Origin of the sequence: Streptomyces sp. NPDC051822, assembly GCF_044452745.1 — a bacterium.
In the GTDB taxonomy this organism is placed as follows: Bacteria; Actinomycetota; Actinomycetes; order Streptomycetales; family Streptomycetaceae; genus Streptomyces.
The window spans coordinates 310,048-328,753 of the sequence record NZ_JBITBZ010000005.1 but is presented as its reverse complement, the minus strand read 5'-3'; the positions used below and the strand labels follow the sequence as shown (position 1 = coordinate 328,753).

The 18,706-nt window shown below is 72.3% G+C and carries 19 protein-coding genes and 1 tRNA gene; 8 read left to right on the top strand and 12 right to left on the bottom strand.

From position 1 onward, the window contains the following. Positions 1 to 4 precede the first annotated feature (4 nt). Positions 5 to 1,702, top strand: a complete 1,698-nt coding sequence (paaN, locus tag ACIA8N_RS18935; RefSeq protein ID WP_365776824.1) for a phenylacetic acid degradation protein PaaN — start codon at positions 5 to 7, stop codon at positions 1,700 to 1,702. A gap of 40 nt (positions 1,703 to 1,742) precedes the next feature. On the opposite strand, the gene ACIA8N_RS18930 is transcribed toward paaN, so the two are convergent. From ACIA8N_RS18930 to ACIA8N_RS18920, 3 genes are read right to left on the bottom strand one after another with little or no spacing between them, the layout of a single operon-like run. Next, positions 1,743 to 2,432 carry a TrmH family RNA methyltransferase gene (locus tag ACIA8N_RS18930; protein WP_365776822.1) on the bottom strand — a complete coding sequence of 230 codons (690 nt, stop codon included), beginning with the start codon at positions 2,430 to 2,432 and terminating at the stop codon, positions 1,743 to 1,745. Further along, complete coding sequence (locus tag ACIA8N_RS18925; RefSeq protein ID WP_365776820.1) at positions 2,429 to 3,733, bottom strand: HTTM domain-containing protein; 1,305 nt, start codon at positions 3,731 to 3,733, stop codon at positions 2,429 to 2,431. The genes ACIA8N_RS18930 and ACIA8N_RS18925 overlap by 4 nt, the downstream gene beginning before the upstream one ends. Continuing rightward, positions 3,730 to 4,554, bottom strand: a complete 825-nt coding sequence (locus ACIA8N_RS18920) for a DUF5819 family protein (RefSeq protein WP_365776818.1) — start codon at positions 4,552 to 4,554, stop codon at positions 3,730 to 3,732. Before ACIA8N_RS18920 ends, ACIA8N_RS18925 begins: the two co-directional genes overlap by 4 nt. Positions 4,555 to 4,665: 111 nt before the next feature. Between ACIA8N_RS18920 and paaA the strand changes: the two genes are divergently transcribed. From paaA to ACIA8N_RS18890, 6 genes are all read left to right on the top strand, one after another. Further along, on the top strand, positions 4,666 to 5,688 hold the full coding sequence (paaA, locus tag ACIA8N_RS18915; RefSeq protein ID WP_365776816.1) for a 1,2-phenylacetyl-CoA epoxidase subunit PaaA: 1,023 nt from the start codon (positions 4,666 to 4,668) through the stop codon (positions 5,686 to 5,688). Then, positions 5,685 to 5,972 carry a 1,2-phenylacetyl-CoA epoxidase subunit PaaB gene (gene paaB, locus ACIA8N_RS18910; RefSeq protein WP_365776814.1) on the top strand — a complete coding sequence of 96 codons (288 nt, stop codon included), beginning with the start codon at positions 5,685 to 5,687 and terminating at the stop codon, positions 5,970 to 5,972. The genes paaA and paaB overlap by 4 nt, the downstream gene beginning before the upstream one ends. Then, entirely contained in the window at positions 5,969 to 6,709 is a 741-nt protein-coding gene (gene paaC, locus ACIA8N_RS18905) for a 1,2-phenylacetyl-CoA epoxidase subunit PaaC (protein ID WP_365776812.1), read from the top strand. Before paaB ends, paaC begins: the two co-directional genes overlap by 4 nt. After that, on the top strand, positions 6,703 to 7,200 hold the full coding sequence (paaD, locus tag ACIA8N_RS18900) for a 1,2-phenylacetyl-CoA epoxidase subunit PaaD (RefSeq protein ID WP_365776810.1): 498 nt from the start codon (positions 6,703 to 6,705) through the stop codon (positions 7,198 to 7,200). Before paaC ends, paaD begins: the two co-directional genes overlap by 7 nt. After that, positions 7,201 to 8,292 carry a 2Fe-2S iron-sulfur cluster-binding protein gene (locus ACIA8N_RS18895; RefSeq protein ID WP_365776808.1) on the top strand — a complete coding sequence of 364 codons (1,092 nt, stop codon included), beginning with the start codon at positions 7,201 to 7,203 and terminating at the stop codon, positions 8,290 to 8,292. It abuts the gene before it with no gap. Between the two features lie 100 nt (positions 8,293 to 8,392). Beyond that, positions 8,393 to 9,526, top strand: coding sequence for an acyl-CoA dehydrogenase family protein (locus ACIA8N_RS18890; protein ID WP_365776806.1), 1,134 nt, complete (start codon positions 8,393 to 8,395; stop codon positions 9,524 to 9,526). Between the two features lie 13 nt (positions 9,527 to 9,539). Here the strand turns inward: ACIA8N_RS18890 and ACIA8N_RS18885 are convergent, their stop codons facing one another. The 4 genes from ACIA8N_RS18885 to ACIA8N_RS18870 all read right to left on the bottom strand — a co-directional run bounded on the left by ACIA8N_RS18885 (position 9,540) and on the right by ACIA8N_RS18870 (position 13,679). Continuing rightward, positions 9,540 to 9,884, bottom strand: a complete 345-nt coding sequence (locus ACIA8N_RS18885) for a rhodanese-like domain-containing protein (protein ID WP_365776804.1) — start codon at positions 9,882 to 9,884, stop codon at positions 9,540 to 9,542. A gap of 57 nt (positions 9,885 to 9,941) precedes the next feature. Next, positions 9,942 to 10,760 (bottom strand): hypothetical protein, encoded by an 819-nt coding sequence (locus tag ACIA8N_RS18880; RefSeq protein WP_365777625.1) that lies wholly within the window; start codon positions 10,758 to 10,760, stop codon positions 9,942 to 9,944. A 257-nt stretch (positions 10,761 to 11,017) separates the two neighbouring features. Next, entirely contained in the window at positions 11,018 to 12,478 is a 1,461-nt protein-coding gene (locus ACIA8N_RS18875; protein WP_365776802.1) for a DUF2252 domain-containing protein, read from the bottom strand. A gap of 103 nt (positions 12,479 to 12,581) precedes the next feature. Further along, positions 12,582 to 13,679 (bottom strand): hypothetical protein, encoded by a 1,098-nt coding sequence (locus tag ACIA8N_RS18870; RefSeq protein WP_365776800.1) that lies wholly within the window; start codon positions 13,677 to 13,679, stop codon positions 12,582 to 12,584. Positions 13,680 to 13,767: 88 nt separating this feature from the next. On the opposite strand from ACIA8N_RS18870, the gene ACIA8N_RS18865 reads away from it, so the two are divergent. Next, entirely contained in the window at positions 13,768 to 14,238 is a 471-nt protein-coding gene (locus ACIA8N_RS18865; protein ID WP_365776798.1) for a MarR family winged helix-turn-helix transcriptional regulator, read from the top strand. Positions 14,239 to 14,293: 55 nt separating this feature from the next. On the opposite strand, the gene ACIA8N_RS18860 is transcribed toward ACIA8N_RS18865, so the two are convergent. From ACIA8N_RS18860 to ACIA8N_RS18840, 5 genes are all read right to left on the bottom strand, one after another. After that, positions 14,294 to 14,953, bottom strand: a complete 660-nt coding sequence (locus ACIA8N_RS18860; RefSeq protein WP_365776796.1) for a response regulator transcription factor — start codon at positions 14,951 to 14,953, stop codon at positions 14,294 to 14,296. A gap of 39 nt (positions 14,954 to 14,992) precedes the next feature. Then, positions 14,993 to 16,732 carry a histidine kinase gene (locus tag ACIA8N_RS18855; RefSeq protein WP_365776794.1) on the bottom strand — a complete coding sequence of 580 codons (1,740 nt, stop codon included), beginning with the start codon at positions 16,730 to 16,732 and terminating at the stop codon, positions 14,993 to 14,995. Positions 16,733 to 16,939: 207 nt separating this feature from the next. Further along, positions 16,940 to 17,692, bottom strand: a complete 753-nt coding sequence (locus ACIA8N_RS18850) for a 4'-phosphopantetheinyl transferase superfamily protein (RefSeq protein WP_365776792.1) — start codon at positions 17,690 to 17,692, stop codon at positions 16,940 to 16,942. Further along, positions 17,689 to 18,438 (bottom strand): alpha/beta fold hydrolase, encoded by a 750-nt coding sequence (locus tag ACIA8N_RS18845; protein ID WP_365776789.1) that lies wholly within the window; start codon positions 18,436 to 18,438, stop codon positions 17,689 to 17,691. Before ACIA8N_RS18845 ends, ACIA8N_RS18850 begins: the two co-directional genes overlap by 4 nt. Positions 18,439 to 18,530: 92 nt before the next feature. Next, a tRNA-Leu gene (locus tag ACIA8N_RS18840) sits at positions 18,531 to 18,617 on the bottom strand. Between the last annotated feature and the right edge of the window lie 89 nt (positions 18,618 to 18,706).

The window sequence follows — 18,706 nt, the reverse complement described above, 5'->3', positions numbered from 1 at the left end:
TTCCATGGCCATCGCTCAGCTGACCACCGACCGTCTGGCCGACAAGCACCGGTCCACGCTCGACCAGGCGCTCGACACCATCCGGACCCGCGCCTACTGGTCGCCGCACCCGGAGCACCCGAAGGCGTACGGGGCGGACGGCTCGCTCGACGCCGCGGCCGGTCTCGCCGCCCACCAGGCCGCTCTGAACAGCCGCTTCGAGCTCGACCAGCCCGGTACGGACGGCTGGACCGGCCACGAGACCTCGCCGTACGGCCCGTCCCTCGGCATCGAGTACCCGCACGCCGACATCGACGTCCTGCTCCCCGCGATGCGCGCGGGCATGGGCGCCTGGCGCGACGCCGGGGCCGAGACCCGGGCCCTGGTCTGCCTGGAGATCCTCGCCCGGATCTCCGCCCGCACCCACGAGTTCGCCCACGCCGTCATGCACACCAGCGGACAGGCGTTCATGATGGCGTTCCAGGCCGGCGGCCCGCACGCCCAGGACCGCGGCCTCGAAGCCGTTGCCTACGCGTACGCGGAGCAGACCCGCACCCCCGCCGGGCGGGCCGACTGGTCCAAGCCCCAGGGCAAGCGCGACCCCCTGCAGCTGAGCAAGGAGTTCACCCCGGTCGGCCGCGGCATCGCCCTGATGATCGGCTGCAACACCTTCCCCACGTGGAACGGCTACCCGGGCCTGTTCGCCTCCCTCGCCACCGGCAACCCGGTCCTGGTCAAGCCGCACCCGCGCGCCGTCCTGCCGCTCGCCCTGACCGTCCGCGTCGCCCGTGAGGTGCTCGCCGAGGCCGGCTTCGACCCGAACCTGGTCGCGCTCGCCGTCGAGCGGCCGGGCGAGGGCATCGCCAAGACGCTGGCCGTGCGCCCCGAGATCCGGATCATCGACTACACCGGCTCCACCGAGTTCGGCGACTGGCTGGAGGGCAACGCCCGCCAGGCGCAGGTCTACACCGAGAAGGCCGGCGTCAACACGGTCGTGGTCGACTCCACCGACGACTACAAGGGCATGCTCGCCAACCTGGCGTTCTCGCTGTCCCTGTACAGCGGCCAGATGTGCACCACCCCGCAGAACCTGCTCATCCCCCGCGACGGCATCACCACCGACCAGGGCCCCAAGTCGTACGACGAGGTCGTCGCCGACCTCGCGGCGGGCGTCGGCGGTCTCCTCGGCGACGACGCCCGGGCGAACGGCATCCTCGGCGCCCTGGTCAACCCGGACGTGAAGGCACGCCTGGAGGCCGCCGCGGGCCTCGGCGAGGTGGCGCTCGCCTCCCGCGAGGTGGTCAACCCGGAGTACCCGGACGCGGTCGTGCGTACGCCGGTCATCGTGAAGCTGGACGGCTCGAAGCCCGACGCCCAGGCGGCGTACTTCTCGGAGTGCTTCGGCCCGGTCTCCTTCGCCGTCTCGGTGGAGTCCACCAAGGAGGCCGTGGAGCTGCTGCGCCGCACGGTCCGGGAGAAGGGCGCGATGACGGTCGGGGCCTACACGACGTCGGAGGAGACCGAGCGCGCGGTGGAGGAGGTCTGCCTGGAGGAGTCGGCCCAGCTCTCGCTGAACCTCACGGGCGGGGTGTACGTGAACCAGACCGCCGCGTTCTCCGACTTCCACGGCTCGGGCGGCAACCCGGCGGCGAACGCGGCCCTGTGCGACGGCGCCTTCGTCTCCAACCGCTTCCGGGTGGTGGAGGTCCGCCGCCAGGCCTGACGACGCGCGCGTGGAGGCCCCCCGGGGCCTCCACCTCGTGTCAGGGGCTCTCGATCTCCGCGTAGCGCTGCACCCACGCGTGCATGGCGATCGCGGCGGCCGCCCCCGCGTTGATCGAGCGGGTCGAGCCGAACTGGGCGATCGAGCAGACCATCTCCACGTGGGCGCGGGCCTCCTCCGTGAGCCCCGGGCCCTCCTGTCCGAAGAGCAGCACGCAGCGGCGGGGCAGCACGGTCCGTTCCAGCGGGACGGCGCCCGGCAGGTTGTCGATGCCGATGACCGGGATGCCCTCGGCCGCCGCCCACGAGGTCAGCGACTCGGTGTCCGGGTGGTGCCGGACGTGCTGGTAGCGGTCGGTGACCATGGCGCCGCGCCGGTTCCAGCGCCGTCGGCCCACGATGTGGACCTCCTTCGCCAGGAACGCGTTGGCGGTCCGTACCACCGAGCCGATGTTGAAGTCGTGGCCCCAGTTCTCCACGGCCACGTGGAAGTCATGGCGCCGGGTGTCCAGGTCGGCGACGACCGCCTCCCGCGTCCAGTACCGGTAGCGGTCCACGACATTGCGCCGGTCGCCGCCGGCAAGCAGCTCGGGGTCGTACCGCTCGCCCTCGGGCCACGGCTCCGGGTGCGGTCCCACGCCGATCTCGGCGCCGAAGCCCTCGTCGTACTGGACCGGCTCGGCGGCCCCGGCTCCGGCCTTCTCGTCAGTGGTACTGGTGGTGGTGCTCACCCGACGAGGGTACGGGGGCCGTGCTCCTCACCCGTACGGCGCTGCTCGGGCAGCGTCCCGGCGGGCGCCCGCCGCAGCAGCCGGTCCCTGCTCCGTACGACCCACGCGCCGAGCCCGGCCAGGAACGCCGTCGGCAGGAACACGGCGTCGGCGGAGATCATCGCGAGCGAGAAGACCGGCAGGCCGAGGAGCACGGCGATCCCGGCGTGCTCCAGCATCATCGCGACGAGCAGCACGTTCTTGACCTTGCGGTGGAAGAGCGTGAAGGGGAAGGCGACCTGGACGATCACCGTGCCGTAGGTCACCAGCATCACCATGACCCCGCTGGCGGCGAGCAGGCCGGATAGCGCGGGCCAGGGCGTGAAGTAGTCGAGGTGGAGCGGGTAGAACAGTGCGGTGCCGTCCTGCCAGCGCGAGCCCTGCACCTTGTACCAGCCGGCCGTGGCGTAGATCAGACAGACCTCCGCCATGATCACGAGAAGGGCGGCGTTGTGCGCGAGGTGGGCCAGGGCGTCGAGCAGGGTGCGCGGCTCGCCGGGCGCGAACCGGCGGACCAGCCACCAGAGGCCGTTCCCGAGCCACAGGACCCACAGCAGCACGGGCAGCCACCACTCGCCGGAGACCTCGCTGAACCACGTCGTGGCGAGCAGGAGGCCGCCGAGCACGGTCCACAGCAGCGGGCCCGTGCGATCGGCGCGGGGCAGCCCGCCGGCATGGGCGGCGCGGGCCTCGCGGGCCGCCCGCCGGGCGTCGAGGGACCACACCTGGGAGCAGCGGGTCAGCACGAGGTAGATCGCGGCGAGGTGGAGGACGTTGTCGCCGCCGTCCCCCACGAAGACGGAGCGATTCTGCAGCGAGAGCACCCCGACCATGAAGACCACCGAGACAGCCCGGGTGCGCCAGCCGACCAGGAGGAGCACGGCGGAGAGCGCGGCGAGGCCGTAGACGAGCTCGAACCAGAGCCGGCCGTCCGACCACATGAGCACGCTGAAGGACCGGTTGTCGGCGATCAGCCGGCGGGCCATCTCCCAGGACCAGGGGCTGTCGGGGCCGTACAGCTCGTGCCGGAACGGCAGCTCGCGCAGCAGGAAGAGCAGCCAGGTCAGCGAGAAGCCGATCCGTACGATCGCCGTCTGGTACGGGCCGAGGGAGCGGCTCGTGACGGTCTGGACGGCGCGGGCGAGCCGGCGGTCGAAGGGCTCGCGGGCTGCCGTCGGGGACGGCAGTGGGGTGGGGCCCGGCAGGGGTGCAGGGGATGGGAGGGGTGCAGGGGACGGCTGGGGTGGTGTGGGGGTGGTCATCGGGCCGCCTCCGTACCGCTTCGGTGGGCCCCTGCGGGCCGGTCGGCTTCGGTGACCTGCCACCACGGGAGGTCGCGGTAGGTGGGGGCCGTGTCGGTCTCCTCGGAGCTCCACCGGGGGGCGGCCACGGGCCGGGTGACGGCCCGGAGCTGGACACGCCGCACGTCGCCGGCGAGCGCCCGCCCGTCGGGCCCCCGGAGGGCGGGAAGGGCGTCGAGGCGGTGCATCGCGATCCGGCGCATGTACTCCTCCGAGAGGCGGCCGCGCAGCCCTTCGGGGCGCTCGTCGTCGGAGTGCGAGTGGAGGTAGAAGTCCACGGCCCGGCGGAGTTCGTTCTGCTGGGCGTGGCTGGGCATCGGGTTGTGGCGGATCGCCTCGGTGTCCTGGGCCGTGAGGTCGATCCAGTCGGTGGTGCGCAGGTCGCCGTCCGGGGCGGCGAGCTCGGCACGGACCTCGACGGAGATGTTCTGCTGGAGCGGATTCGGCGCGAACAGCTTCCAGTTCTGTTCGAACTCCGGATAGACCCAGTCGTCGACGGCCTGGCCGTGCCGTTTGGTCAGCGTGTTGGACGGCGCCACGTGCAGGAACACCATCGCCAGGTGCACACAGGCGAACACCCCGGCGACGGCGAGCGCCACCGCGAGAACGACCTGGTAGGGCAGCGAGAGGGCCATGATCCCGGTGGCTGCGCCCTGGGCGTCGGGGGGCGCGTGCGGCGTGATCGCGTGGGGCGCCTGGGGGGTGATCGCCTCCGGGTCCGCCTGGGCTGCCGGACGGTCGTCGTTCACGTCAGCCGCGCCCTTTTCGACGTCCGCGTCCATCCCGCCCCGATCCCGATCGGCCCACTCGGTTATCCACAGGGTTGACACCATACGGGCCGCCGACTCACCATTGAAGTCATTCAACCGAACGATCGGTCGGTAGGGGGTCCGATGACCGCAGTGACGGCAGATACGACAGGGACCACGGGCGTGCCCGGCGTGTCGGACGCGGCCGTGGCGGCGGAGCAGGCCGCTCACGAGGCCGTGTTCGACGCCGCGGTGGCCGCCGAGGAGCGGATCGAGCCGCGCGACTGGATGCCCGAGGCCTACCGCGCCTCGCTCGTCCGGCAGATCGCGCAGCACGCCCACTCCGAAATCATCGGCATGCAGCCCGAGGCGAACTGGATCACCCGCGCGCCCTCGCTGCGCCGCAAGGCGATCCTCATGGCCAAGGTCCAGGACGAGGCCGGCCACGGCCTCTACCTGTACAGCGCCGCGGAAACCCTCGGCACCAGCCGCGACGAGCTGCTCGACAAGCTCCACTCAGGCCGCCAGAAGTACTCCTCGATCTTCAACTACCCCACGCTGACCTGGGCCGACGTCGGCGCCATCGGCTGGCTCGTGGACGGGGCCGCGATCACCAACCAGGTCCCGATCTGCCGCTGCTCGTACGGGCCGTACGCCCGCGCGATGGTCCGGGTCTGCAAGGAGGAGTCCTTCCACCAGCGCCAGGGGTTCGAGGCGCTGCTCGCCCTCTCCCGGGGCACCGAGGCCCAGCACGCCATGGCGCAGGACGCCGTGGACCGCTGGTGGTGGCCCTCCCTGATGATGTTCGGCCCGCCCGACGACGAGTCGACCCACACCGCCCAGGCCATGGCCTGGAAGATCAAGCGCCACACCAACGACGAACTGCGGCAGCGCTTCGTCGACATCGCCGTGCCACAGGCCGAGGCCCTCGGACTCACCCTCCCCGACCCCGACCTCCGGTGGAACGAGGAGCGCGGGCACTACGACTTCGGCGCCATCGACTGGACCGAGTTCTGGGACGTCCTCAAGGGCAACGGCCCCTGCAACGACCAGCGGCTCAGCAAGCGGCGCCAGGCCCACGAGGACGGCGCCTGGGTCAGAGAAGCCGCGGCCGCCCACGCGGAGAAGCACAAGCACACCGGCAAGCACGGGGAGGCACAGGCATGACGAGCGACGGTTGGCCGCTGTGGGAGGTGTTCGTGCGCTCCCGCCGCGGACTGTCCCACACCCACGCGGGCAGTCTCCACGCGCCCGACGCGGAGATGGCCCTGCGCAACGCCCGCGACCTGTACACCCGCAGGAGCGAAGGCGTGTCGATCTGGGTCGTCCCCTCCACCGAGATCACCGCCTCCTCGCCCGACGAGAAGGACCCCTTCTTCGAACCGGCCGCGGACAAGCCCTACCGCCACCCGACGTTCTACGAGATCCCGGACGGGGTGAAGCACCTGTGAGCAGCACCCCCGACACCCACGGGACCGCCACGTCCGCCGGTGCCGCCCTCGCCCTCGGCGACGACGCCCTCATCCTCTCCCACCGCCTGGGGGAGTGGGCCGGCTCCGCCCCCGTCCTGGAGGAGGAGGTCGCCCTCGCCAACATCGCACTCGACCTCCTCGGCCAGGCCCGCGTCCTGCTGTCCCTCGTCGGCGACGAGGACGAACTGGCCTACCTCCGCGAGGAGCGTTCCTTCCGGAACGTCCAGCTGGTCGAACAGCCCAACGGCGACTTCGCCCACACCATCGCCCGCCAGCTCTACTTCTCCACCTACCAGCACCTCCTGTACGGGCAGCTGGCCTCCGGCGACGGACCCTTCGCCGGACTCGCGGCCAAGGCCGTCAAAGAGGTCGCCTACCACCGGGACCACGCCGAGCAGTGGACCCTGCGCCTCGGCGACGGCACCACCGAGAGCCACGAGCGCATGCAGCGCGCCTGCGACGCGCTCTGGCGGTACACGGGCGAACTGTTCCAGCCCGTCGAAGGACTCGACGTGGACCACGCCGCCATGGAGAGCGCCTGGCTCGCGTCCATGACCGACATCCTCGGCAGGGCCACCCTCACCATGCCCTCCGGCCCCCGCACCGGCGCCTGGGCCGCCGGAGCCGGCCGCCAGGGACTGCACACCGAATCCTTCGGCCGGATGCTCGCCGAGATGCAGCACCTGCACCGCAGCCACCCGGGGGCGACATGGTGACCATGACCGCCCTGGAAGAGGAACTCAGCCGGATCGCCGGCGCCGTCCTCGACCCCGAGCTGCCCGTCCTCACCCTGGCTGAGCTCGGCGTCCTGCGAGGCGTCCAGGTCACCGGCCCCGGCAGCGTCGAAGTCTCCCTCACCCCGACGTACACGGGCTGCCCCGCCGTCGAGGCCATGTCCTCGGACATCGAGCGCGCCCTCCACGAACACGGGGTGCCCGACGTCTCCGTCGTCACGGTCCTCGCGCCCGCCTGGTCCACCGACGACATCACCGAGGAAGGCCGCCGCAAACTCGCCGAGTACGGCGTCGCCCCGCCACGCCCCCAGGGCCCGGCCGGCGGCCCGGTACCGCTCACCCTCGCGATCCGCTGCCCCCACTGCGGCTCCACGGACACCGAGCTCCTGAGCCGCTTCTCCTCGACCGCGTGCAAGGCACTGCGCCGCTGCACCACCTGCCGCGAACCGTTCGACCACTTCAAGGAGCTGTAGATGGTGTCCTCAGGCGCCACCGGACGGGCCGGGTTCCATCCGCTCCGCGTGAGCGAGGTCGAACGGCTCACGGACGACTCCGTGGCCGTCACCTTCGCGGTCCCCCCAGAACTCCACGAGGCGTACCGGCACCTCCCCGGCCAGCACCTCGCCCTGCGCCGCACGGGCGAACACGGCGAGGAGATCCGGCGCACGTACTCGATCTGCGCCCCCGCCGCCCCCACCGGCGAGCCCCCCGTCCTGCGCGTCGGCATCCGGCTCGTCGACGGCGGCTCCTTCTCGACGTACGCGCTCAAGGAACTCGCCGTCGGCGACCTCGTCGAGGTCATGGAACCCATGGGCCGCTTCACCCTCACCCCACGCCCCGGCCACTTCGCCGCCGTCGTCGGCGGCAGCGGCATCACCCCGGTCCTGTCGATCGCGGCCACCCTCCTCGCCCAGGAGCCGGAAGCCCGGTTCTGCCTCATCCGGAGCGACCGCACCGCCGCGTCCACGATGTTCCTCGACGAGGTCGCCGACCTGAAGGACCGCTACGCCGACCGCTTCCAGCTGGTCACCGTGCTCTCCCGGGAGGAGCAGCAGGCGGGCCTGCCGTCCGGCCGGCTCGACGGCGAGCGGCTCGCCGAACTGCTGCCCGCGCTGCTGCCGGTCGACACCGTCGACGGCTGGTTCCTCTGCGGCCCCTTCGGCCTCGTACAGGGCGCCGAGCAGGCGCTCAGCGACCTCGGGGTCGGCCGCGGCCGGATCCACCAGGAGATCTTCCACGTCGACGACGGCTCCGCGCCCACCGCGGCCCCCACGGCCGACACCCCCGCGCACGCCACCCTGACCGCGACCCTGCACGGCCGGTCCGGCACCTGGCCGGTCGACCGGGGCGAGACGCTCCTCGAGACGGTGCTGCGCTCCCGAGCCGACGCCCCGTACGCCTGCAAGGGCGGAGTGTGCGGCACCTGCCGCGCCTTCCTCGTCGGCGGAGAGGTGCGGATGGACCGCAACTTCGCACTGGAACCGGAGGAGACCGAAGCCGGATACGTACTGGCCTGCCAGTCCCACCCGGTCACACCCGACGTGGAGTTGGACTTCGACCGCTGACGCGTCCGGAGACCGCCGCCGCCATTCCCTTCCACTAGAACCTGTTCTATCTTGACGGACCGTCATACAGAGCGGGGCTCAGCAACGGGAGGACAGGACAGTGGACTTCACCTTCACCGAGGAACAGCAGGCGGCCGTCGACGCGGCCAAGGCGGTCTTCTCGACCGTCACACCCGACGCGGTACCGAGCCCCGCCCTCACACCGGGCGCCGTCTCCGAGGACCTGGACCGGCCCCTCTGGTCCCGCCTCGCCACCGCCGACCTGCTGAGCCTCGTGGTGTCCCCACGCCACGGCGGCGCCGGACTCGACCCCGTCGCCCTCTGCCTCGTCCTGCGCGAGTCGGCCCGCGTCCTCGCCCGCGTCCCCCTCCTGGAGACCAGCGCCGTCGCCATGACCATCGAGAGGTACGCCCCCGAGCACACCGCCGCCGCACTCCTCCCCCGCGCGGGCCGCGGCGAACTCGTCCTCACCGCCGCCTCCCAGGGCCGCACCGGCCACGACCCGGCCGAACGCGCCGTCACCGCCCACCGTGACGGCACCGACTGGATCCTCGACGGCCTCCAGACCGCCGTCCCCTGGGCCCACGGCGCCGACATCATCGCCGTACCCGCGCACACCCCCGAAGGACGCGCCGTCCTCGCCCTGGTCCCCCGCGCACACGAAGGCCTCGGCCTCGCCGCGCAGTACTCCACCAGCGGCGAACTCCTCGCCGAGCTACGGCTCGACTCCGTACGCCTCGACAGCGCCGACGTCATCGACGCCGAAGACGCCTGGGAGTGGCTGCGCGGAATGCTCACCACCGGCACCTGCGCGCTCGCCCTCGGCCTCGGCGAAGCCGTACTCACCATGACGAGCCAGTACACCGGCAAACGGGAACAGTTCGGCCACCCCGTCGCCACGTTCCAGGCCGTCGCCGTCCAGACCGCCGACCGCTACATCGACCTGCGCGTCATGGAAGCCACCCTCTGGCAGGCAGCCTGGCGCCTCACCGGCGCAACCGAAGCGCCGCTCCCCGCGGCAGGGGACATCGCCGTCGCGAAGATCTGGGCATCCGAAGGAGTACGGCGCGTGGTGCAGACCGCACAGCACCTGCACGGCGGCTTCGGCGCCGACACCGACTATCCCCTGCACCGCTACCACGCCTGGGCCAAGCACCTGGAACTGTCCCTCGGCCCCGCCGCCGCCCACGAAGAAGCCCTGGGCGACCTGCTGGCCGCCCACCCCCTGGGCTGACGGCCGCCGACCGTCAGAGCACGAAGGCCGGGCTGCCGTTCCCCGTCACCATCGGGCGCCCGGCACCGTCCCACGCGAGCATCCCGCCGTCGACGTTCACCGCGTCGAAGCCCTGCTGCACCAGATACTGCGTGACCTGCGCCGACCGGCCACCGACCCGGCACATCACATAGGCGCGACCGCGCTCGGCCATGGCCTCCGTCACCTCACCGAAGCGGGCCACGAAGTCGCTCATCGGCACGTGCAGCGCACCCTCGACATGACCGGCCGCCCACTCGTCGTCCTCCCTGACGTCCAGCACCAGACCGTCGGCCGGCACGGAAGCCGCGTCCACCGAGGGCAGCGGGGAGAAATTCATGGGAACGGCCTTCTCTCGTCAGTACCGCCCGGCGGGAATCCGAGCGCACGGAAAAACCTACTGCACCAGCCCGGCCAGCTCGTTCTCACGCTCGGAGACCTGCGTGAGCAGCTGCTCCGCGATCTCCTCCAGGAGCCGGTCCGGGTCGTCCGGCGCCATCCGCAGCATCGCGCCGATCGCACTATCCTCCAGCTCGCGCGCCAGCGCCGACAGCATGTCCTTGCGCTGGGCCAGCCACTCCAGGCGCGCGTACAGCTCCTCACTCTCGCTGAGCCGCTCCTCGGCCGGCACGGGACCGGCCTCCCACTCCGCGGACAGCTCGCGAAGCAGCGCCTCGTCGCCACGGGCGTACGCGGCGTTCACCCGCGTGATGAACTCCTCGCGCCGCTTCCGCTCGTCCTCCTCGCGGGCCAGATCGGGGTGGGCCTTACGGGCCAGCTCCCGGTAGAGCCTGCGTACCTCCTCGCTGGGGCGGACGCGCTTCGGCGGCTGCACCGGCCGGTCGGTGAGCATGGCCGCCGCCTCGGGGGAGAGGCCGTCGGAGTCGATCCAGTCGTGGAACAGCTCGTCCACGCCCGGCATCGGCAGAACCGCCGCCCGCGCCTCCTCCGCCCGCCGCAGATCCTCGGGGTCACCGGTGCGCGCCGCCCGCGCCTCGGCGATCCGCGCGTCGAGCTCGTCGAGACGCGCGTACATGGGGCCGAGCTTCTGGTGGTGCAGTCGCGAGAAGTTGTCCACCTCGACCCGGAAGGTCTCGACGGCGATCTCGAACTCGATCAGGGCCTGCTCGGCCACCCGCACGGCCCGCTCAAGCCGCGCCTCGGGCCGCTCGTCACCGGGGCGCACGTCGCCGGGCAGCTCGTCGCCGGGGCGCACGTCACCGGGCTCCTCGTTCACACCCTGGTCCTCGGTCACGTCCACGCCCGCCCAGTCCTCGTTCCGCCTCGTCCCACCCAGCCTACGGTCCTCGGGGGGCCTCCCCCCTCCCTCCCCCTCCCCTCCCTCCCCCTCTTGCCCTTCCCCCGGTCATGCCCCTGCCCCTGGTCATGCCCCTGCCCCTGGGCACGCCGTTCTCGCAGCGGTCGGCAGAGCTCGGTTCGGCCGCCGGTCAGGCGCCTGACGCCGCTGGCGTGTCAGACGCCCAGTTCCGCCGGTATGCGGCCCGTGCGGACGGCCGTGAGCAGGTCGGCGTGGTCGGCGGTGGTGCGGTCCGCGTAGGAGACGGCGAAGGTGGCGACGGCGTCGTCGAACTCCTCGTTCTTTCCGCAGTACCCGGCTATGAGGCGCGGGTCGGCGCTGTGGGCATGGGCGCGTGCGAGAAGGGCGCCGGTCATCCGGCCGTAGTCGTCGACCTGGTCGGTGGTGAGCGCGGCGGGGTCGACGCTGCCCTTGCGGTTGCGGAACTGGCGCACCTGGAAGGGGCGCCCGTCCACCGTGGTCCAGCCGAGCAGGATGTCGCTGACGACCTGCATCCTCTTCTGTCCGAGCACGACGCGCCGTCCCTCGTGGCCGGGGTCGGGCACGGTGAAACCCGCAACCGGCAGGTGGGGCAGCAGGGCGGACGGCCTGGCCTCCTTCACCTGGAGCACCAGCGGCTCGCCCCGGTGGTCGAGGAGCAGGACGACGTAGGAACGGGTGCCGACGCTGCCGGTGCCGACGACCCGGAAGGCCACGTCGTGGACGGCGTACCGCGCGAGCAGCGGCAGCCGGTCCTCGGACACGGTCTCCAGGTAGGGGCCGAGGGAGGAGGCGACCGCGGCGGCCTCGGCGTCCGGGATTCTGCGCAGGACCGGCGGTGCGGCCGTGAATCTGCGGCCGCCGCCGTCCGCGTCGGTCAGGGCCTCGGTCGACCGGGCGGCGAATCTGGCGCTGGTGTTGTTGCGGGCCTTGGCGGAGACCCGTTCGAGGGTGCCGAGGAGGTCGCGGGCGTCGGTGTGCGAGACGAGTTCCTCGTCGGCGATCGCGTTCCAGGCGTCGAGGGCGGGCAGCCGGGCGAGGAGCCGCATGGTGCGCCGGTAGGCGCCGACGGTGTCGAAGGCTGCGGCCCGGCATTCCTCCTCGCTCGCGCCCACTTCCCGGCCGGCGAGCACCAGGGAGGTGGCGAGGCGCTTGAGGTCCCATTCCCAGGGGCCGACGACGGTCTCGTCGAAGTCGTTGAGGTCCATGACGAGCCGGCCGCGGGCGTCGCCGTAGAGCCCGAAGTTGGCGGCGTGCGCGTCGCCGCACAGTTGGGCGGCTATGCCCGTGACGGGGGTGTCGGCGAGGTCGTGGGCCATCAGTCCGGCGGATCCGCGGAGGAAGGCGAACGGACTGGCCGCCATCCTGCCGACGCGTATCGGCGCGAGCTCGGGGACGCGGTCGCGGCTCGACTCCTCGACGGCTCGGACGGCGTCAGGGCGGTCGGCGGCGAGGGCCGGCCGACGGTGTGCGGAGCGCGGGATCCGCTCGCGGAGTTCCTTGGCCCATTCCTTGGGTGCGGTCCCGGCGCCGGTGACGGCGCGGTGCGCGAACCCCGGCACGTGCGGCACGCGTACGTCGGCCGGTGCCGCGTCCCTGTCGCGCTGTCCCGGCACCACGACCTGGGTGTCGTCCATGCCTTGCCCTCCCCCGATGCGATGTCCAACATCATCCGGCCCTGACCGTACCGCCGGGTCCGAGGGGCCGTCTCCCCCTGTGGACAGCGCCTGTGGACAACTCTCAGACCGCGACCGCCTCCTCGATCTCCTCCTCCGCCTCCTTCTCTGCTTCCTTCTCTGCTTCCTTCGCGCTCGCGGTGGGGGTCGCTGCCGGGTCGGGCCGGTTGTTCGCGGTCCTCCGGCGGGTCTCGGTGAGCCCGGCGGCGACGACGAGGGCGATTCCGGCGAGGAGCCAGAGGGCGAGGACGAGGACGTGTCCGCCGAGCGCGTGCCCGTCGAAGTACACGTGGGCGCGGACGCCCTCGATGAAGCCCGCGCCGTTCCAGAAGGCGTGGAGCGCGCCGAAGAAGCCGGGCTGGAGTTCGGGTCGGTAGATGCCGCCGGAGCTGGTGAAGTTGAGCATGACGAAGAGCACCATCACGCCGAGGGTGGTCCAGCGGCGCAAGAAGGTGTGGAGGCCGACGCCGACGAGCAGGATGCCGGCCGCGTAGAGCCAGGACAGTGCCCAGACGCCGCCGAGGCCCTGATCGACCAGGTGGAAGAGCGGTCCGGCGAACAGGGTGCCGATGAGGCTGACGACGAGCGACATCCCGGCGGCGAGAAGGGCCCTGATCCGCAGGGGGAGGACGGCTCCGGCTCCGCCGATGACGGCGACCGAGGCGTACGCGCCGATGCTGAGGGCGACGAGCAGGAAGAAGAGGCCCTGTCCTGTGGGGTCGCTGGAGGCGAGGGGTGCCACGTCGGTGACCTTGAGCGGGGCGTCCTGCGCGGCGGCGACCTTGGTGAAGACCTTCTCGACGGCCATGGCGCTGGTGTCGGAGGAGGCCGAGGCGACGAGCAGTTCGGGCTTCTCGCCGGGGACGTAGGCGCCGTAACTGTCCTGCTCGCGCAGGGCGGTGATCGCCGCGTCCCGGTCGGCGACGGTACGGACGTCGAGGGCGCCGGCGCCCTTGTCGTGGAGGGTCTGTGCGAGGACCTGGGCGGTGGGTCCGGAGCCGACGACGTCGACGCGCAGGTCGTGGGCTTCGGGGGCGTGGAAGGCGCCGAGGTAGGCGAGTCCCATGCCGAGGCACATCAGCAGCGGGGTGAGCAGATGTCCGAGGACGTGCCGCAACGCCGTCCCGTAGCTGTTCGGTCCTGTGGGCACTGGAACCTCCATGGTTGGCTTTTACAACTAAATAACCGTTGTACTATACAACCGAAAGTGCGGGACGGGCGAGCCGCCCCAGAACCACGAGGGAGCCCCCATGACCGGCGCCGACCCACAGCAGCCACCGCGCGAGGCATCGGTGGACGTCATCCAGCGCGAGCTGACGGCGTTCGCCCGCCGGGCCCGGGCCGCGGCGGCCCGGGTCCACCCCGAACTGCCGCTCGTCTCGTACACCCTCCTCGCCCACATCGAGGAGCAGCGCGGCTGCCGCGCGACCGACCTCGCGGCCCACTACCTGCTGGACAAGTCGACGGTCAGCCGCCAGCTCGCGGGCCTGGAGAAGCTCGGCTTCGTCGAGCGGCGCCCTGCGCCCGACGACCATCGCGTCCAGGTCCTGCATCCCACCGAGGCCGGGACCAAGGTGCTGGCCACGGCGCAGACCAGCCGGCTCGCGGCCTATCAGGAACGCCTCAAGGACTGGTCCGCCGACGACCTGGCCGGCTTCGCCGCCTATCTGCTCCGCTACAACGCGGAGGGCACGGGCGGCCTCCCGGACCCGCGCCGGTAGCGGCGCCCAGGGCAGGCGCCGAGACCCGCGGCAGGTCGAGCCGCAGGGCCGCGCCCTACAGGCCCGCGTCCCGTGCCAGCAGCGCCGCCTGCACCCGGTTCTCGCAGTCCAGCTTGGCGAGGATCCGGCTCACGTACGTCTTCACCGTGGCCTCGCTCATGTGCAGCCGTCTCCCCGCGTCCGCGTTGGAGAGCCCCTCCCCGAGGAGCGCCAGCACCTCGCGCTCCTTCTCGCTCAGCGCCGCGACCCGCCCCCGGGCCTCCTCGGCACGGGCGGCCTCCCGGCCCCTGGCGAGCCGCTCCACCACGTGCCGGGTCGCCGCCGGCGACAGATACGCGTCGCCCGCCGCGGCCGCCCTGACCGCCCGGATCAGCTCCGCGGGCGCCGTGTCCTTCAGGAGGAAGCCGGCACTGCCGTGCTCCAGCGCCCGCAGCACGTTCTCCCGCTCCCCGAAGGTCGTCAGGACGATCACCCGGGCCTCCGGCACCGCACGGCGGAACTCCGGCAGCGCCGAAAGGCCGTCGAGCACCGGCATCTGGATGTCGAGCAGCACCACGTCCGCGGCGTGCGCCCGCGCCGCCTCGACCGCCGCCCGGCCGTCGGCGGCCTCGCCGACGACCTCGATCTCCGGGTCCGAGATGAGGATCATCCGGATCCCGGCCCTGATCAGAGGCTCGTCGTCGGCGATCACGACCCTGATGGGCTGGCCTGCCACAGCTGTTCCCCCACGGCTTCGGTACGGGCCGGTGCGGCGCTACCGCGCCTCGACCTCGTACGACTTCTTCTCGATCAGCTTGCCGTCCTTGAAGCAGAACCGGAAAACCGGCTCCGTGTCGAAGCTGTCGCCCACCTCCGAGGACATCAGCACCAGGCAGTCGGCGCCGGCCGGCATCGCGGGTCCCTTGCCGTTCAGGCCGGCGGTGGCGATCGTGTCCCCCGACGGGAGCTGCTCGCGGACCTTCTGCTCGGACTCCCCCACCACGATGGCGTCGTACTGCTCCGGGTCGATCATCCCCTTCTGCACCGAACCCATCAGGAAGTAGAGACCGAAGCCCGCCGCCACCACAAGGAGCACGAGGGCCGCGAACGCGATCCCGCAGCCCAGTGCGATCGAACCGCCCGTGCTTCTGCCCCTGCCCCCGTGTACCGCCATCGCAAGCTCCCGCTCCGTGAACGTCCAGTCGGCCGGTCCGACCACGACCGGACGACCATCGCCCGCCAGCGGCTTCGTGGTCTGCTGCCGGAAGTCGTCGGCCGCATCGACCAAAGGCGCCGCGTTCGCGACGGGCGCCGCCCCGTACGGCAGCATCCCGGCCACCCGGAACCCGCCGCCGTCGGCAGGGCCCGCGTGGCACATGCCGCCCACGAGCCGGGCCCGCTCGGCGAGTCCGGTGAGGCCCTGCCCGCCGCTCACCACGTCCTTCGAAGGCCCGCCCACCGGCTGCTCGTTGAGCACCTCGACCACGAAGGTGTCGGGCTCGTACCGCAGCTCGACGCCGATCGGGGCCCCCGGCGCGTACTTGTAGGCGTTCGTGAGAGCCTCCTGCACGATCCTGTACGCCGCGTGGTCGGCCGCCGGTTCCAGTGCCCGCTCGTCCCCCGCCCGTCTCAGCGCGACCGACGTGCCTGCCGCCCGCGCCGCCTCCACGAGCCCTTCGATGCCCGCGATCCCCCGGGCAGCCCTCCCCGTCTCGTCCCCGGCCCGACCGGGGGCCGCCGCGGTCCCGTCGGCGGCCTCGACGCCGTCGCGGAGTATCCCGACGACCTCCCGCAGCTCGTGCATCGCCGTCACCGACGCGTTCCTCAGCACGCCGACCACCTCACGCTGCCGTTCGCCCAGGTCCCGGTCCACCTCCAGGGCCCCCGTGTGCACGGCGATCAGGGCCAGCTGATGGCCGAGGCTGTCGTGCATGTCCTGGGCGATCCGCTGCCGCTCCCGCAGCCGCGCCTGCCAGGCCACCATCGTCCGCTCCCGCAGCAGTTGGGCGTTGCGCTCCTGCAGCGCGTGCAGCAGGGTCCGCCGCTGCGCCCAGTAGCGGTGGGCGAGCGCGGGGGCCAGGGTGGTGCCCAGGTAGTAGAGGGTCGCCATGAGCGCCATGGCGAGCAGCCGCTGACGGTCCCAGGTCTCGACGAGGCTGCCCCCGACGTTCACGACGAAGGCGGCGATGAACGCGGCGAGGGCGTGCCCGGCACCCGCGATGTACCGGCCGGAGGACCAGCCGACCACGAGCAGCAGCGGCCCGAGGCCCGGCACGAAGGGCGCGAGCCCCGCGGTGAGGACGAGCACGCTCGCGGGAAGTCTGCGCCGCACCAGTGACAGCACTGCGGAGGCGGCGGCGACTCCGGCCGGCCGCTGCCAGCCCTCGGCGCCCAGCAGGTCCTCGGTCCCGGCGCCGAGCAGCGCGACGACCGCGGCGAGTGCCACCTCTCCGGTGGTCCTGCGCGCCGACCACTGCCCCGGCACCACGAACCAGGCCCACGCGGCCGCGAGCACCGCCCCGATCCCGTACCGACCCAGACCCTGGTTCCCACCTGGGTCCTGGCCCTGGCCCCGGCCCTTACTCTGACCCCGGCTCCGGGCCCCCGACTTCGACATGACGTCCACGCTCGCACCGTAGGCCGCGCCCCGGCCCCCGGGCTTCCCTCTTTCGTCTCGCCCTCCGACGACGAAAGTCGACGCCGGAGGGGTGAGTTGCCGAGATCACGGACCGCCGGACGAGGTCGTGGACGGCGAGTAGACGAAACGGGCCGGCAGCGACGTCACGCGCAGAGCCATCTCCGGCCCCTCCACCGCGACCGCCGCGGCATGCCGCCCGTCCACGGGGACGTTCGAGACGCACCATCCCGCGGGGGAGGGCGCCCGGCCGGTCTCGCCGAGATAGTCGGCGTCAAGGGCCCGCCCCAGGCCCGTACCGAGTCCCTTGAGGTAGGCCTCCTTGCGGGTCCAGATCCGGGCGAACGTCTCCGGTGAGAACGCGTCGTCGGCGATCTCGCCGCGCTCCAGCGGATGGAGGGACGGCGTGAGATCGCGTACGCCGGCGGCGGACGGAACGGCCTCGACGTCCACGCCGACCGGGCGGGGCGCCATCCCGATCAGCACCATGTCCCCGCCGTGCGAGAGGGAGAAGTGCGGTGCGCCGGCTCTCCCGAGCACGGCCGGCCTGCCGTGGGGCGCCCCGCAGCAGGGGCACGGCTCCCGGTGATAGCCGACCTCGGCGGGCGCCATGCCCAGGCGCGCCGCAAGCAGCCGGCGCAGCGCGACGTGGGCGGTTCCGAACAGCACCCGGTCCTGCGCGCGCTGCAGGCCCTCGAACCGTCCGAGCTCCGCGGCGTCGAGTTCGGAGAGGTCGAGGTCGTTCTCCGTGATCCCGCGCACCCGGATCGACCACAGGTCGACCCCGACCGCGGGAACGCCTCCCGTCGATGCGGCGGCCCGCGGTGTGGACCCGGTCACCGCCACGGAGCGGCGCCCACGATGTCGCGGACCGCGGACAGGTGGTCGTCGAGGTAGAAGTGGCCGCCGCCCAGGACGTGTGCCGCGTAGGGCCCGCTCGTCTCGCTCCGCCAGCTCTCCATCTCCTCGACCGGCACCCGCGGGTCCTTGTCCCCGACGAGGCTGATCAGCGGGCAGGCGAGCGGAGCACCGGGCCGGTACGCGTACCGGCCGAGCATCCTGAAGTCGGAACGGACCACGGGCAGCGCGAGTTCCAGGAGGCCCGGGTGGGCCAGCAGCTCGTCGACGGAACCGCCGAGCAGCCGGAGCTCGTCCACGAGGGCTTCGTCACTCGCTTCGGCCAGCGTGCGGGCCCGAGGGCCGATGCCCGTGGACGAGGGCCCCCGGCAGGCCGAGACGAACAGCGCCGCCGGTACGCGCTCGGCACGCTCCAGCCGACGCGCCGCCTCGAAGGCGAGGAGCGCCCCCATGCTGTGCCCGAAAAGCCCGAACGGCCTGCCGTCCGCAAGGACCGGGAGCAGTTCGCTCCACAGCCCGTCGACCAGTTCTCCCAGCCCGTCGGCCGCCGGTTCCGCGATGCGGTCCTGCCGGCCGGGGTACTGCACGATCAGGACGTCCGTCCGGCTGTCCCCGAGCGACTGCGCCATCGCCCGGTAGGCGCTCGCCGAACCTCCCGCGTGCGGAAAGCAGATCAGCCGCCGGTCGGGCTGCGACACAGGGAAGAACTGCCGTATCCACACACTCATCGCTGCTGCTCCAGGTATGCGTCGTCGTACGCGGTCCGGGAATGCGAAACGGTCGGCATCGTGATCACGATGCCGACCGTTTCGGTACTGCCTGGTGCGCGAGGGGGGAGTTGAACCCCCACGCCCTTTCGGGCACTGGAACCTGAATCCAGCGCGTCTGCCTATTCCGCCACCCGCGCATTGGGTGTGCTCCGGGCTCTCTCACTTGCGGTGCGAGCGCCTGGCGACATCAGAAGATTAGCACGTCGCAGACCGTGGATTCACATCC

Coding starts and splice junctions, on each gene's coding strand:
- paaA (WP_365776816.1), top strand. CDS start 4,666: ATGACCGCAGTGACGGCAGATACGACAGGGACCACGGGCGTGCCCGGC.
- ACIA8N_RS18870 (WP_365776800.1), bottom strand. CDS start 13,679: ATGGAGGTTCCAGTGCCCACAGGACCGAACAGCTACGGGACGGCGTTG.
- ACIA8N_RS18865 (WP_365776798.1), top strand. CDS start 13,768: ATGACCGGCGCCGACCCACAGCAGCCACCGCGCGAGGCATCGGTGGAC.
- ACIA8N_RS18885 (WP_365776804.1), bottom strand. CDS start 9,884: ATGAATTTCTCCCCGCTGCCCTCGGTGGACGCGGCTTCCGTGCCGGCC.
- ACIA8N_RS18925 (WP_365776820.1), bottom strand. CDS start 3,733: ATGACCACCCCCACACCACCCCAGCCGTCCCCTGCACCCCTCCCATCC.
- paaD (WP_365776810.1), top strand. CDS start 6,703: ATGGTGACCATGACCGCCCTGGAAGAGGAACTCAGCCGGATCGCCGGC.
- ACIA8N_RS18920 (WP_365776818.1), bottom strand. CDS start 4,554: ATGGACGCGGACGTCGAAAAGGGCGCGGCTGACGTGAACGACGACCGT.
- paaN (WP_365776824.1), top strand. CDS start 5: ATGGCCATCGCTCAGCTGACCACCGACCGTCTGGCCGACAAGCACCGG.
- ACIA8N_RS18895 (WP_365776808.1), top strand. CDS start 7,201: ATGGTGTCCTCAGGCGCCACCGGACGGGCCGGGTTCCATCCGCTCCGC.
- ACIA8N_RS18875 (WP_365776802.1), bottom strand. CDS start 12,478: ATGGACGACACCCAGGTCGTGGTGCCGGGACAGCGCGACAGGGACGCG.
- ACIA8N_RS18845 (WP_365776789.1), bottom strand. CDS start 18,438: ATGAGTGTGTGGATACGGCAGTTCTTCCCTGTGTCGCAGCCCGACCGG.
- paaB (WP_365776814.1), top strand. CDS start 5,685: ATGACGAGCGACGGTTGGCCGCTGTGGGAGGTGTTCGTGCGCTCCCGC.